The sequence below is a fragment of the Shewanella electrodiphila genome, assembly GCF_023283985.1.
Classification (GTDB): Bacteria; Pseudomonadota; Gammaproteobacteria; order Enterobacterales; family Shewanellaceae; genus Shewanella; species Shewanella electrodiphila.
Window position 1 is genome coordinate 12,420 of the sequence record NZ_JAKIKU010000014.1, and the last position, 13,632, is coordinate 26,051.

A 13,632-nucleotide genomic window follows, 5' to 3' on the forward strand; every position below is an offset into this window, starting at 1 on the left:
TGCACTAATCTGCTTTAAATATGGCTGCGTCGATAACGCTCCAAAGATGAAAAACAGCACCAATAATCGCTGGGATAATTAACACCCAAAAAAAGTAACCTACTGCTGTAATACAGAAAAATAGAATTGCAGCTATAATGCGCCCTTGAACCAGTTGGCCTAAACCTGGAAAAAAGAAGCTGGCAATTGCGGCAATAACATTGCCTGCAGAACCTTGTTGAGACATTAAATTGCTCCCTAGGAGTGTAACTATCGTGTTATAACATTGTACGAAGTTAAACGCGTAATTGAAATTAATAAATCAGAGAATATTGTGACAAATAAGATAGATGTAGCTTATCTAAAAAATATGAATGTCAGCATTTGGCGGTTTTTAGTTCACCTGAAGCAAAGATTGCAGGAAGACCAAATCAATGTCAAAGCCGGACATTTAGCCTATGTGACTTTGCTATCGTTAGTGCCAATGGTGGCAGTGATGATGTCGATGTTATCTGCTTTTCCTGGTTTTTCAGGTATTCGCGGTCAGATCGAAAACTTCATTTACAGTAATTTTATGCCCGCATCAGGGGATACGGTACAAATTTATATTAATGAATTTGTTGATAATGCCTCAAAAGCGACCTTTGTCGGTGTCCTGGCCTTAGTTGTTGTCGCATTAATGTTGATCTCGGCGATTGATAAAGCGTTGAATAATATTTGGCGCACCACAGAAAAGCGCTCTTATGTGGTGTCATTTTCAATGTATTGGATGGTATTGACTCTCGGACCCGTTTTAATGGGGGCGAGCATCGTTGCGACGTCTTATGTTGTGTCACTCAAGGTATTTGATAGCAGCGAAATATCGGCCTTAATGACTTGGATGGTGGAGCGTTTGCCGATGTTATTTTCAGTGGCTTCAATTTTGCTGCTGTACATGGTGGTACCTAATAAAAAAGTGCATTTTTGGCATGCTCTTATTGGCGCAAGTGTGGCAGCAATACTCTTTGAGGCGGGTAAAAAAGGCTTTGCATTTTATGTGACTCAGTTTCCAAGTTATGAAGCGATTTATGGTGCGCTAGCAACCATTCCTATTTTATTTGTTTGGGTCTATTTGTCTTGGGTCATCGTGCTATTAGGCGCTGAAATTACCGCAGCGTTGCCAGAGTATCTCACCTCGGGTATTTTTTCAGTTAAGAAAAAAGCCCAGCTTCACGCACAGGCTAAAGCAAATACAAGTAAAGATAACGCTGAAATTGAAGACGTTGATTCTCACTCTGATGTGATTGAGCTGGCAGTGTCTAACCCAGAAAATGACGCCACAAAATCAACGGAGCGATAAGCGATACAGTAGGTGTTCATGAACAACATGAATAATTTATCTGTGCTTAAGCTAGCACTACACGGTATATTGCTATCCAAGTGGTAAATAATAATAAAATATTGGCTATGACTTCATCATGAGGTTATACCGGAAGTACTTACAAGGAACGAAAATGAAAAAATTGCTTATTGCGGCATGTGTATTAGGTTTAACAGCTTGTGCTGCAACCGACAATTCAACAACAGAAAGTGCAACCAATGCTGCCCCTACAATGATTAATATGGCAGGTATGACAGATCAGCAAGCCACTGATGAATTGTATAACGCATTATTGAAATCAAGCTATTTAGCCACCAAACTCAGCCCAACCAGCGTGGCTGTCCAGTTTGGTGATAATCAATTTGTGTTACAGCCAAGCATGAGTGAGCAAGGCGTAGATAGAATTTTAACTAATCGCTTATTTGCTGTTCATCCGCAATTACATGGCAGTAAAGAACTGCTTGTATTGATTGGATCATTAAACCAAAAACTGAACTTTGCTAAGTTTGTTATTCGCGAGAATGGCGGCGTGATCCAAGTGCAAGGTGCAGCTACATTTGTCGATTCAATTGAGTTAGAAGAATTACGTCGTTTCATGTTGTGGACCGATGAAGGCCTTAAGCAAGTGGGTAAATCACTGCCAAAAGGTTCAGAGGATTTGATTAAGCCAATTCCTGTTATTAAGCCTGACGCAGGCGCTTAATATTGTAGAATGTGTTCATAGATCCCGTAAATTAGGACATAGCATTGATTGGACTAATCCAAAGGGTGGCACATGCCAGTGTCACTATTGCCGCTGAAGGCGAAGATCCCGAACAGGCTGAGCAAGTTACAGGTAGTATTAATAAAGGTTTATTAGTGCTGCTTGGGGTCGAGAAAGATGATGACCTTGAAAAAATGCGCAAGTTAGCTAAAAAAGTTATCGGCTACCGCATTTTTAATGATGAAAATGACAAAATGAACCTTAACCTTCAACAAGTTGGCGGAGAGTTATTAGTCGTTTCTCAATTTACCTTGGCTGCCGATACCGGTCGCGGTTTACGCCCAAGTTTCTCCAGTGCTGCTACACCCGAGCAAGCAAATGAATTATACCAAGCGTTTATCGCCTTTTGCCGTGAACAAGGCGTAACAACGCAAACGGGTTCATTTGGCGCCAATATGAAAGTTGAACTACTTAATGATGGCCCAGTGACTTTTAACTTGCAGGTGTAACAGGTTTAATCGATGAAAACTGACTCAACAATGACAGCAAAATTATTGCTTGAGCTGCAGCAGACATGGCACCAAACCATTCCTGTGAGTCAGTTTATGCAAGTGACCCCCGTTCATTTTGATGGTGATCAATTTTCCTGCACAGCACCGTTAGCACCCAATATTAACCTACATCAAACGATGTTTGCTGGCAGTATTTATACTCTGATGACGTTAACGGGTTGGGGAATGTTGTGGCTGCAGCAACGAGTCCATGGGGTTGAAGGTAATATCGTCTTAGCCGATGCCCATATCCGCTATACCGCGCCTATTACTCAAGCGCCTCAAGTCAGTGTCACTTGGCCTGAATCAACATCACTTGATGCATTAAAAACAGGCGGAAAAGTGAAAGTGACACTAGAGGTTCAGCTACATTGCGCAGGTAAACTCTGTGCAACTTTTACTGGTCTTTATGTTAGTTATTAAGTGACTCACAACACAGTAAGTCTTTCATTGCACCGGCATTTACAGCGCAGCTAAACCCTTCAGCTTCAAAAATATCACAGCCCTTTTGTGCCCGAATGCCTGCACCACAATATACAACAAATTGTTGTTGCTTTGCTTTATGTGCGCGCAACCATTGAGCAAGCTCTGTTAATGGAACATTGATGGCATTAGGCAGGTGACCTAAAGCAAATTCATCAGGGTTTCTAACATCAATTAACGGCGCGCCTTGCTTAACGAGCTGCCAGCAAACATCTGTTTCTTGTTTGCCTGCTAGTTTTGTTGCAGCGGTTGATAAATTGCTATGGTCTGAAACTATAGTTGCGTCTGTCATGATGAACCCACCTGCTAATGTTAACTCTACGAATCGTTTATTGACTATCTATAAAACTTATCTCTATAAAATTCATTTCTATAAGATTTATCTCAATAAGATTATTCTAATAAAGTGTTTAAATCAAGCCTGAAATAATTGCTTCAAGCTATTGGTGTCGGTAGAACAATTAGCAAGTTGACTTAAAGGGGGCTGTTTATCGTGGGAAAGTTGAGTAGTGAGTAGTGATTAGTGATTAGTGATTAGTGATTAGTGAGTAAGCAGTAGGCAGTAGGCAGTAGGGTGGATCAGTTTTATCGCTACAGCATTTACTGATGCTGTAGCGATTTGTCATAAGGGCGCTAGTAATATTTTCTTAAATATTTAGTGGCGTACTTTCTCAGTTTTTTCTGTTCTGCAGTTTGTGATACCGCTTCAACAACAGGTTTATATTTTTCGTTGCCTGAGCTTGCTAGTGCGCGAGTTACCCAGGCATAAGTATCAATAGCAAGCTTACTGTCATCCATTAAGCGCATTGGTTTGAGCTGTGTCGCTAATTGCTCGAGCATAAAATCGTCAAAAAGGTATTCGTTGGCGATTCGTTTAGCTGCGATTCGCATTAACTCTAAATCGTCACCTCTTAAGGCTGCGGCATAGATATTTTGACGATGTGGCTGCTTATTATCATAGTGGGTTTTATCTTGAAGGATCACATTCCACACTTGAAATTTAGATAAATCGTCAACGGCACGTTTAGCATATTTACGGATTTTTTTATGGGCATACCCTTCAGAGAGGGTTAATAGGAAATCATGGTATTGTGGGTCGCCTGAATATCCTAAGCCCTTAATTAACCAAGCAGTATTATCAATGGCGTGCTTATCTGTTGCAGTATGCATTTGGGCGACAATTTTTGCTTGGATGGTGTTGTAGATACTTGGGTCTTCAAGCCCCACCAAGATCATTGATTCAACAGCTTGCTGTTGTTTATAGGTATCATCACCCGCAAAAATCTGTTGGTACTCTTCTGTGGTGTAGGTTTTCGCTAATGTCATAGAGCTGAATAAACAGCAGCTAATGATGAGTGTATTCAAGAGTGTATTGAGTAGCAGTTTCATTCTATATCCTTATGAATGAGTGTAGAGTCATAGCAAGCATTTATGCCTGCCACCGTTTAAAGATTAATGACGTATTTATGCCGCCAAAAGCAAAATTATTGCTCATGACATAGTCGGTGTTAATCGGTCGGACGTCGTCCTTAATATAATCAAGCGGTGCACACTCTGGGTCCACTTGATCAAGGTTAAGACTTGGAGCAAACCAGCCTGCATTCATCATCTCAATACTGACCCAAGCTTCTAGCGCACCACATGCGCCGAGGGTATGTCCTGTGTAGCTTTTAAGTGATGAAATTGGTGTGTGTTCACCAAATACTGCATAAGTGGCTTTTGACTCTGCAATATCACCACGGTCGGTGGCGGTGCCGTGAGCGTTAACATAGCCAATTTTTTCTGCATCAACATCGGCATTTTTTAGTGCAAGACGAATAGCCACTTCCATGGTGTCGGCATTAGGCTGTGTAATGTGCAAGCCATCAGAGTTAGTGCCAAAACCAACGAGTTCAGCATAGATGGTTGCGCCTCGAGATTTTGCGTGCTCAAGCTCTTCCAAGACTAAGGTACAAGCGCCTTCGCCGATCACTAAACCGTCTCGTTGACTATCAAAGGGTCTCGGAGTGGATTGAGGTTCATCGTTCTTAGTGCTGGTGGCAAATAAGGTGTCAAACACTACAGCTTCAGTGGGACAAAGCTCTTCACCACCACCTGCTAGCATTAAGGTCTGTTGACCAAATTTAATGGCTTCATAGGCATAACCTATTGCTTGGCTACCTGATGTGCATGCACTGCTGGTGGTGTGAACGCGGCCTTTAAGGCCAAAAAACACCCCGACATTTACCGCTGTCGTATGCGCCATCATACGAATATAGCTGGTGGCATTGATACCCGACATATCACCGTTTTTTAGCATATCGCCAAAACCAATAATGGGCTCAGTGCTCCCAGTTGATGAACCGTAGGCAATGCCCATGTCACCAGAAGATACCACCGGGTCACCTAGCAGACCTGCATCTTCAAGGGCGATTTCGCTGGCGCGTGTTGCCATAATGGACACTCGCCCCATAGAGCGAATTTTTTTACGTGAATAATGCTTTGGCTGTTCAAAATCAGTGACAGGTGCTGCAAGGCGAGTATTGAGCGAAGGGTATTTATCCCACTCCGTCATAGTGACAACGCAGTTATATTTTTGCTGTAATCGCTGAGCAATAGTTGGCCAATCATGGCCTAGTGCTGAAACGCCGCCGATGCCGGTAATAACGACTCTATTGCTCATATCATGCCTCCATTAACTGAGATCACTTGGCGAGTAATATAAGCTGCATCATCAGACATTAAGAAGTTAGCCAGCCCTGCTATTTCATTGACTTTACCCATACGGCGCATTGGTACAATTTGGTTAACCATATCTTTAGGGAAGTCACTTACCATATCGGTTTCAATTAAACCTGGTGCAATACAGTTAACGGTAATTTTACGTTTAGCAAGCTCAAGTGAGAGTGCTTTTGTTGCGCCAATAAGCCCAGCTTTGGAGGCGCTATAGTTTACTTGACCACGATTACCAGCAATCCCTGAAACAGAAGCCATAGTAATAATTCTGCCACCATTTCTAGCTTGGATCATGGGCATAATAGTGGGTTGAATAACGTTATAAAAGCCGTCGAGGTTAGTATGGATCACGCTGTCCCATTCATCTTCTGTCATTGCAGGAAATGCGGTGTCTTTGGTTATCCCAGCGTTTAATATCACGCCGTAATAAGCCCCATTCTGGGCAATATCTTGTTCAATTTGTGCTTTAGCGGCTTGTCTGTCTGCAACATCAAAAGCAATCAAACTGGCATTAACGCCAAGGGCCTGGATTTCAGCTTGGGTCTGCTCTGCAGCATTCACATTACTGTGGTAGTGAACTGCGATATCAAAACCTTGAGAGGCCAATTTTAACGCGATGGCTTTACCTATTCCGCGGCTTGAGCCTGTGACTAAAACTCTGTTATTCGTTGCTGTCATGTTTTCTCCAAAAGTGCAGCGCCAGCTTGCTGTGATTGTTCTGCGCAAGCGGCTATGCTTGGCTACACTTGATTGTCTTGTATGTACGCTTGGGTATCTTGGGGTTGAAATACGTTAACATTGGCTGAGGCGATAACCGTGGCACCCGCTAATATTTGGCAATCAAATACCGCTAAACCAGAGTCTTCTTGATATAACCTTGTCACGCTAATTCGATACTTTTCGGCTAGTGTAAATTGTGGCTGATGCATGACTAATTTACGTGTGCCTAATAAAAAACCGACTCGAATTTTATCATCTCTTAAGTGGGCTTCAACACCGGCTAATGCAGCAATACTTTGCGCCATATATTCAATGCCGACATAATTGGGAACGCCATTAATAGCGTGGTTAAAGTAAGCACTTTGTGGGGTAATTTCCACTTCGGTGATAAGGCTGTCTTGCTGGTGTTGAATGACTCTATCTATCAAGATCATTGGTGCTCTGTGGGGCACAAACTCAGCAATGTTTTTTGCTAGTAAAGTATTATCTGCAATATTTTCAGACATCTTGGTTTCCTGCTTTCGCGAAAATGATACTGGCATTACTGCCACCAAAAGCAAATGAGTTACTCATAATATAATTCAGTGGCTTTGACTGAACCGTACCATTTAAAGGTGCTGACTCAACAAGAGGTAATATTGGATCGTTTGGATCTTGTTGCTTATCCCATACGTGGGGAGGCAGTAATTGAGCTTGGTTGAATGAGCTTAATAACAAATAGCAAAATGCTGCTTCAATGGCGCCAGCAGCACCCAAACAATGACCCGTTAAAGGCTTGGTCGAGCTGCATAGAGGGATTGTATTTTGAGTACTCGTGTTAGAAATAGTATTTGTTATTTCGCCTGCAAACACTTGATGCATGGCGACTGATTCCATCGCATCATTCTTAGGGGTCGCTGTGCCATGTAAATTGACGTATGACACTTGGCTTGCATTGATATCGGCATCATTAAGTGCAGCTTTCATTGCTGCAATCGCGCCTAAACCTTGAGGGTGCGGCGCTGAAATATGGTGTGCATCAGAGGACTCCCCGATACCAGCAAGCATCACCTCAGGCTGACTATCTAGGGTATTCGCTTTTTGCAGTAGGAATAACGCTGCACCTTCGCCAATATTAATCCCATCTCGATTTTGGCTGAAAGGGTTGCAGAGGCCTTTAGAAACAGACTCAAGGGAATTAAATCCATTTAATGTTAATTGGCATAAGCTATCAACGCCACCGACAATGACGACATCGCATAAATCAGCATTAAGTAATCGTTGGGCGCTGGCAAATACTTTGGTGCTAGAAGAACATGCTGTTGAAACGGTATAGCAAGGGCCTGTTAGCTCAAAGAGTTGGCGTAAAAAGTCACTGGTGCTACCAAGTTCTTGTTGGGCGTAATGAAAGCTCGATGGGAAATGACCGTTTTGCTGATGATAATCAAGCGCCGCTTCGCCTTTTGAAATACCTGATGTACTGGTACCAATTACAATGCCTATTCTATCGTGACCAAATCGTCTTTTGGCTTGCTCAATGTTCTGTTTTAACTGAATTGCAGCTGTGAACAATAATCGGTTGTTTCGGCAATTATACTGCGCAAGCCTTTCGGGTATCGCCAACAAGTCAGTATCTTTGACAGCGCCTACGCGAGTGGTTGCATTAAACATTAACTCATCACGCGGCACCATAAAATCAGTATTACCAGCAAGTAAATGTGCTAATACAGATTCAGGAGTTTGGCCTAATGGAGTACATAGTCCAATTTGTGTAATTGCTATGGAACGGCTCATCGTCATTGGCTTTTATCTTGTTGGTGATGGTTACTATTCACTTTGGTTACAAGCATATTGATTATAACCTGTTTCGTTTTTACCATTTTCATCATAATAAGGGCGATATCGATAAGGTGATATTTGCGGCTGGGAAATGCAATATTACCTCAGCAAGCCAAGGATTCGTATTAGAGTAATCAATAGTGATGGCTTGCTGGTCATTGACTATAAGTGCACTACAGCGCTGCTTAGTGCAATCGATATCATGCATTTCACCTTGGTTAAAGTACGGATTAATTTGCTCATGAGGCCAATATATCAGCTGCATGATCGCCATCAAATACTCTGCCTTAAAATCCTCACCCATAAGCACGTTTTGCTGACTGATGACCTCATCACCATCAAAGGTCACTGTGAATAAAGCCTGGCCGATTGGCGCAAGACCCACCAAAGTCATTTGGGTTGAATTAAGTTCCAATTGAGTCAGTAATTCGTGGTGTTTTTCGCCATGAGTAAAACTGATTTTTTGGCTGAGCAGTTGTTCATTATTGGTTGGCGCTTGCAGCATAGGTGCAAGGCAATAATTCACTTCTGGTGTCAGTTTAACGCAAGTTTGACGCTGCAATTGTTGACTACAACCAGAAACAAATATGGCCATAATGACAACCGAAAAAGCAATGATTCGAGACATAATTAACTCGCTTTATTGTGGTCGCGACACAGGTCGACAATCATATTGAGTCGACGCTCAGAGTCTTTTACAAACGGATTGTTTGTATCCCAAGCATAGCCTGCCAAGATAGAGCAAATCATTTGTTTTATGGTTGGGTTTGGGTCGTCATAAAAAATGACATCTTGAAAACGACCATCGTACCAAGCTTGAACATAGGTGCGGAAGGTATTCACGCCTTGCATTAATGGCTCAGCGTAATCTTGCTGCCAATCGACTTCATTGCCATCAAGTTGTTTTATTAAGGTCTCAACAGCCATTGATGCTGACTGCATGGCAATCGTCACACCTGATGAAAATACTGGGTCTAAAAATTCTCCAGCATTACCTAATAGTGCAAACTGCGATGTCGCTAAGGTTGATACATTGGCCGAATAACCTTTTAAACTGGCGCAAGGCTGCAATACTTTGGCATTGCTCAGTAGAGCTTTTAAGCCGGGTTCTTCGTTGAGTAGTTGCCATAATTGTTCTTTAAGATCGCCTTGGCAATGCTCAATTAAATGAGGCTCAGCAACAACACCGACTGAACAACGTCCATCACTAAATGGGATAAGCCAATACCAGATATCTTTTTGACTAGGGTGAACACTGATGAGAATCTTCTCGCGATCAAAACTAGCATCAGTGATGTTATCTTCGATATGGGTAAAAATGGCACTGCGAGCAGGTAAATTAGACGGTTTTTCTAAGTGTAATAACCTTGGTAATACTCGACCAAAGCCACTGGCATCCAGCACATATTTGGCGGTGACGCGATAAACGCTATCGTGCTCATCTGTCACTGTTAAAATTGACGTAGATGAAGCATTTTGACCTAAATCGATATCATTAACCTGATGCCCATAACGAATTTCAACGCCTTGTGAAACCGCGGTATCTGCGAGTAGTTTATCAAACTGTCCTCGTTGAACTTGGAATGTCGTTCCCGGACCTTGAGTAAATTTTTCGGTAAAATCAAAAGTGGTGTAAGTGCCATTATGACGAAATGCCGCGCCATTTTTGAATTGGAATCCTGCCTGTTCAACCGCCTCAAGCATGCCTGCCTGTTCAATAAACTGCATGCAATAAGGCAATAAACTTTCGCCAATTGAAAAGCGTGGGAAATGCTGCTTTTCAAGTACAAGCACTTGTTTGCCTTGTTGATGAAGTAAACTTGCAGCAATTGCACCTGAAGGCCCTGCGCCGATGATGACGACATCGATATTTATGTCTCGCGGTGTCTCTTGTGGTGCATCCATACTGGAACCTACAGGGTTATTTACCATTATGTACTACTTCTCTGGTTATTATACTTATCAAGGGGGCGAGTAAAAAAGTGAATCCAATGCCAAATAATAAAGTGAGGCCAAAATAATGTATCGCATTGGTTTGACTAAAGGCCAATAAGCCAAAAGCCAATAAGGTTGAACAGGCGGACATCAAGACTGCCATCATCACGCCACTTGCCTTAGCTGGAGAACTTGATTTTACCGAGGCAAAAAACAAACTGTAATCAATGCCGATCCCTAACACGAGGATCAATGCTAATGCGTGAAATAAGCTCAGTGGTGAGCCGACGACGCCAAGGCTAGCTAATGTAAGCAGTATCGAGCTCGCAGGTACAGATACAATACCGATGGCCAGCTTTATGCCAAATTTAACACTAAAAATGAATATTGCGACGACGCAGACTAAGACCAGCAATTGTAAGGTCAGCTGCTTAAATTGTGCCATGAGATTAGATATTTCGCCGACTTTATCGATAACGTTAACCGATAAACCACTTTGCTCTGCGCGAATGGTGAGCGCGGATAAATCATTAATCCCGCCTAATAAAATTATGCTGCCAAACTGATGTGATTCACTGTTCGAACTGGCTTGATAATCCGTTTTTATATTAGCTGTTATATTCGCTGTTATATTCGCTGTTATAGGAGTTGTTGTACTCATTTCTGCGTTAGGGCTTAACCACAAACTGGCCAAATCATTGCTGGCAATATTGAGCACAGAATCTGGAGAAATATACTGGTTTTCGCTCAGGGCAAGCTGGTTCAGCAACTCTGCTTTAAGCGATTCATCTAAACCAAGAGCGTCAATAATCTCATCTAAATGATGATGGTATAACTGCTGATAAGCGAGATAGTTCTGCTTTTGTTTCTCCACACTCGGTAAGTAACGACTTAAGCTAACAAAACTACTGATTTCGTTGGCAACAACCGCATCAGATAGCAAGGTTGACGCTTTGTCGAGTTCGTTGAGTAAGGCTTGTTCATCATTTGCCGTGACCAAGATAAATTGATTATCCGTTCCGCCACTTAGTACTTGTCTGAGTTTATTCTCTTCAGTGGTAATCCGTTCAGGGCTTTGTTGTAAGTTACGAATATCATCGTTACTTTTGAGTGTGGATATCCCGCCAATCATGAAGAGAGCAATAACACATGCCACCGCAGATACTTTCAAATTTGCATGTGCGCTGTGAGTCGTAACGTTAGTGAGCCATTGCAAATACCGCTCAGCCCAAACCAGCAAGAACGATGAGGTGGGGAGTCGAGAGTTAGCTAATAATGGATAGGCAAAGACTAACGTTAAATATGCGCCCAACAGACCTGCCGCGCAGAATATTGCCACCTGTTGCATACCTGGAAATGGTGTCATTCCGATCGCAATAAAGGCGATGGCGCTGGTTAATAAAGCCAGTGTCATTGCAGGTAAAATTCTATTGATGACTGCTGTGGCGTTAGGTTTATTTAACAATAGCTTTTCACAGTAAAAGTGAAAACTATAGTCAATGGCAACGCCAATCAAACTGGTGCCAAACACCAGCGTCAGCAAGTGTAATTCACCAAATATAGACAGGGTGGCAACCGCTGCAAACAAGAAACCACTAGATAAGGTCAGCACGGCAAGCGCTAATGGCATCACACTTCTAAACCCTAGCCAAACTAATATCATCACGCCGAGTAACGACAAAGAGCCAATGGTCGATACTTCAAACTTAGCGGAATCGGTTGCCGCTTGCGCATGAAATAAGGTTCCCGCTTTCAAGACTTCAATATCGGTATTATCACCGCGGTATGAATTGGGAGCGTGTTGTGAATTAACAGGTTTGAGCGAGCTGAAAGCATCATTTAATACGGTCATTTGTTGCTGCTGACCATCAGGGTTAAAGGCGCTCTTAACGCCTTTTGCCATAACGATAGCCACAAATTTTTGCTCAGATTTACCCAATAAAATATGTTGTTCACTCGTGAGCTTTTGTGTAGGAGCGAGCGCAATGAGATTGTCAGGAAAAAGCAGTAAAGGATCTTGAGTCAGCAATGCACTGCTGGCATAGCCAAAGCTACTGTATAGTTGCTGCTGAGCTGCGAGTAATAATTGCTGCCAGTCTGCAGAGTGTTCAGTATCAGCAAGCAACCCGTATTGCTCATCGGTCAGTAAAAAAAAGCGCTTATCAAAGTAATATTGACTTAATGTCTGCATCTGCTGACTTTCGCCACTGCGGATATCGGTAAATACATCGGGTGACTGTTGTAACTGCTCGATTAAGTGAGTTGCAGCATTGATAGCTTGCTGCTTGTTGTCCGCTAATAGACCAATATATACCTGATCTGCTAAGCGCTGCTCAACCTTATCAAGTGCTTTTTGGGTTAATGGGGTTTCAGTAAGCGTTGGCAACATAGCCAAAATGTTACTCTGAATTTTAGCGCCTGATTGCCATAGCAAAACACCATAAGCGCTCACTAGCGCAATCAATAAGCACCAGATGATAAAGCGTGGAACAGCTTGTTTGGGTGAGTTAAACCAACTAGCCAGTTTGGACATTACTTGGCTTCACTAACGGCATCTTCAGTCGCTGTGACTGGCAAGAGTGTCATTTTTTGCACATCCTCTTCAGTCAGTTCTTGGACGACATTTGAAAAATGAATAAGGGTTTTATCCGTCGTGGCACTGGCTTGTTTTTGGGGAAGGCTTGATAGCATAGTAAGGCGATTAATTTGCTGCTTACCATTAACATTGCCACCTTCTAACACCATCGCGCCAATGGCTTGTTGAATTAATGGATCTTTTGCCACTAAGCCCAGTTGCCAGTCAGTGTTTTCCGAGTTGTTATCTGGTGTTTCATTAGCCGCTTCAAACATAAATAAATCAAAGTCTTGAGCTAATACATCAAGATCACCCGTTAACAATGCTTGCATCAATTGCGGCAACTGCTCAGCCGTGGCAGCGCTGGTGTGATTGGCTTTGCTTTGAGTGATATTGCCTAAGCTATCTTGTTGAATCAGGGTATTTTGTTTCAGTAATAAGGTGCTATTAAAAGGAGAGGTTTGTTGCCAAAGTAAGCCGATATTTTGACTGAAAATAAACTGACCAGCGCTTTTAAGTGGGCGTTTAAGTACCGCAAGATAACGTGTTTGCTGAAACTCACCTTTAGCTTGTTCACCTAGCTGAAGGTTCTGCGCTAAGGTGTTGAGTTGTGCAGCGGTCGCAGGCGTCGTAAATAGCGTAGCTAACTGCAGGTTGGATAACTCAGACTCAGTCTCAGTCTCAGTCTCATCTTGACTTGTAATGGCTGCAGTTGGTTGAGCTATCGCAGTACCAGTAAGCAGCGTTATAGCAATGATTGCGGTAAGTAAGGCTCTCATTAACTGACACTCTT

General features: G+C 42.6%; 15 protein-coding genes. 4 read left to right on the plus strand and 11 right to left on the minus strand.

The window, feature by feature from the left end; translation table 11 throughout:
* Positions 1-4 precede the first annotated feature (4 nt).
* On the minus strand, positions 5-226 hold the full coding sequence (locus L2737_RS19030) for a hypothetical protein (protein ID WP_102526781.1): 222 nt from the start codon (positions 224-226) through the stop codon (positions 5-7).
* Positions 227-313: 87 nt separating this feature from the next.
* On the opposite strand from L2737_RS19030, the gene L2737_RS19035 reads away from it, so the two are divergent.
* The 4 genes from L2737_RS19035 (at position 314) to L2737_RS19050 (ending at position 3,016) form a co-directional block, all read left to right on the plus strand.
* Positions 314-1,318, plus strand: coding sequence for a virulence factor BrkB family protein (locus tag L2737_RS19035; protein WP_102526865.1), 1,005 nt, complete (start codon positions 314-316; stop codon positions 1,316-1,318).
* Between the two features lie 154 nt (positions 1,319-1,472).
* Positions 1,473-2,042, plus strand: a complete 570-nt coding sequence (locus tag L2737_RS19040) for a hypothetical protein (RefSeq protein WP_102526782.1) — start codon at positions 1,473-1,475, stop codon at positions 2,040-2,042.
* Positions 2,043-2,086: 44 nt separating this feature from the next.
* A complete protein-coding gene (dtd, locus tag L2737_RS19045) occupies positions 2,087-2,551 on the plus strand; it encodes a D-aminoacyl-tRNA deacylase (protein WP_102526783.1) in 465 nt (154 codons plus the stop codon).
* 12 nt (positions 2,552-2,563) lie between these two features.
* A complete protein-coding gene (locus L2737_RS19050; RefSeq protein WP_248956784.1) occupies positions 2,564-3,016 on the plus strand; it encodes a thioesterase domain-containing protein in 453 nt (150 codons plus the stop codon).
* On the opposite strand, the gene L2737_RS19055 is transcribed toward L2737_RS19050, so the two are convergent.
* The 10 genes from L2737_RS19055 to L2737_RS19100 all read right to left on the minus strand — a co-directional run bounded on the left by L2737_RS19055 (position 3,006) and on the right by L2737_RS19100 (position 13,618).
* Positions 3,006-3,368, minus strand: coding sequence for a rhodanese-like domain-containing protein (locus L2737_RS19055; RefSeq protein ID WP_248956785.1), 363 nt, complete (start codon positions 3,366-3,368; stop codon positions 3,006-3,008). The two genes, L2737_RS19050 and L2737_RS19055, sit on opposite strands and share 11 nt — an antisense overlap.
* Before the next feature lie 341 nt (positions 3,369-3,709).
* Complete coding sequence (locus L2737_RS19060) at positions 3,710-4,465, minus strand: hypothetical protein (protein WP_248956786.1); 756 nt, start codon at positions 4,463-4,465, stop codon at positions 3,710-3,712.
* A 40-nt stretch (positions 4,466-4,505) separates the two neighbouring features.
* Positions 4,506-5,738: a beta-ketoacyl-ACP synthase gene (locus tag L2737_RS19065; protein ID WP_102526786.1), complete on the minus strand. Its 1,233-nt coding sequence runs from the start codon at positions 5,736-5,738 to the stop codon at positions 4,506-4,508.
* Complete coding sequence (locus L2737_RS19070) at positions 5,735-6,469, minus strand: 3-ketoacyl-ACP reductase FabG2 (protein ID WP_102526787.1); 735 nt, start codon at positions 6,467-6,469, stop codon at positions 5,735-5,737. The genes L2737_RS19065 and L2737_RS19070 overlap by 4 nt, the downstream gene beginning before the upstream one ends.
* A 62-nt stretch (positions 6,470-6,531) precedes the next feature.
* The gene (locus L2737_RS19075; RefSeq protein ID WP_248956787.1) at positions 6,532-7,017 is read right to left on the minus strand and encodes a hotdog family protein; all 486 of its coding nucleotides are present in this window, start codon (positions 7,015-7,017) and stop codon (positions 6,532-6,534) included.
* Positions 7,010-8,284, minus strand: coding sequence for a beta-ketoacyl-[acyl-carrier-protein] synthase family protein (locus tag L2737_RS19080; protein ID WP_248956788.1), 1,275 nt, complete (start codon positions 8,282-8,284; stop codon positions 7,010-7,012). The genes L2737_RS19075 and L2737_RS19080 overlap by 8 nt, the downstream gene beginning before the upstream one ends.
* Positions 8,285-8,375: 91 nt before the next feature.
* Positions 8,376-8,957, minus strand: coding sequence for a DUF3261 domain-containing protein (locus L2737_RS19085; RefSeq protein ID WP_248956789.1), 582 nt, complete (start codon positions 8,955-8,957; stop codon positions 8,376-8,378).
* Positions 8,958-8,959: 2 nt separating this feature from the next.
* Positions 8,960-10,234 carry an NAD(P)/FAD-dependent oxidoreductase gene (locus L2737_RS19090; RefSeq protein ID WP_248956828.1) on the minus strand — a complete coding sequence of 425 codons (1,275 nt, stop codon included), beginning with the start codon at positions 10,232-10,234 and terminating at the stop codon, positions 8,960-8,962.
* Positions 10,235-10,250: 16 nt separating this feature from the next.
* On the minus strand, positions 10,251-12,797 hold the full coding sequence (locus L2737_RS19095) for an MMPL family transporter (RefSeq protein ID WP_248956790.1): 2,547 nt from the start codon (positions 12,795-12,797) through the stop codon (positions 10,251-10,253).
* Positions 12,797-13,618: an outer membrane lipoprotein carrier protein LolA gene (locus L2737_RS19100; RefSeq protein ID WP_248956791.1), complete on the minus strand. Its 822-nt coding sequence runs from the start codon at positions 13,616-13,618 to the stop codon at positions 12,797-12,799. The genes L2737_RS19095 and L2737_RS19100 overlap by 1 nt, the downstream gene beginning before the upstream one ends.
* Positions 13,619-13,632: the final 14 nt, after the last annotated feature.

What these genes read in the sequence shown, in the direction of transcription:
- L2737_RS19030 (WP_102526781.1), bottom strand. Translation starts at nt 226, where the DNA reads ATGTCTCAACAAGGTTCTGCAGGCAATGTTATTGCCGCAATTGCCAGC.
- L2737_RS19040 (WP_102526782.1), top strand. Translation starts at nt 1,473, where the DNA reads ATGAAAAAATTGCTTATTGCGGCATGTGTATTAGGTTTAACAGCTTGT.
- L2737_RS19050 (WP_248956784.1), top strand. Translation starts at nt 2,564, where the DNA reads ATGAAAACTGACTCAACAATGACAGCAAAATTATTGCTTGAGCTGCAG.
- L2737_RS19055 (WP_248956785.1), bottom strand. Translation starts at nt 3,368, where the DNA reads ATGACAGACGCAACTATAGTTTCAGACCATAGCAATTTATCAACCGCT.
- L2737_RS19060 (WP_248956786.1), bottom strand. Translation starts at nt 4,465, where the DNA reads ATGAAACTGCTACTCAATACACTCTTGAATACACTCATCATTAGCTGC.
- L2737_RS19065 (WP_102526786.1), bottom strand. Translation starts at nt 5,738, where the DNA reads ATGAGCAATAGAGTCGTTATTACCGGCATCGGCGGCGTTTCAGCACTA.
- L2737_RS19070 (WP_102526787.1), bottom strand. Translation starts at nt 6,469, where the DNA reads ATGACAGCAACGAATAACAGAGTTTTAGTCACAGGCTCAAGCCGCGGA.
- L2737_RS19075 (WP_248956787.1), bottom strand. Translation starts at nt 7,017, where the DNA reads ATGTCTGAAAATATTGCAGATAATACTTTACTAGCAAAAAACATTGCT.
- L2737_RS19080 (WP_248956788.1), bottom strand. Translation starts at nt 8,284, where the DNA reads ATGAGCCGTTCCATAGCAATTACACAAATTGGACTATGTACTCCATTA.
- L2737_RS19085 (WP_248956789.1), bottom strand. Translation starts at nt 8,957, where the DNA reads ATGTCTCGAATCATTGCTTTTTCGGTTGTCATTATGGCCATATTTGTT.
- L2737_RS19090 (WP_248956828.1), bottom strand. Translation starts at nt 10,234, where the DNA reads ATGGATGCACCACAAGAGACACCGCGAGACATAAATATCGATGTCGTC.
- L2737_RS19095 (WP_248956790.1), bottom strand. Translation starts at nt 12,797, where the DNA reads ATGTCCAAACTGGCTAGTTGGTTTAACTCACCCAAACAAGCTGTTCCA.
- L2737_RS19100 (WP_248956791.1), bottom strand. Translation starts at nt 13,618, where the DNA reads ATGAGAGCCTTACTTACCGCAATCATTGCTATAACGCTGCTTACTGGT.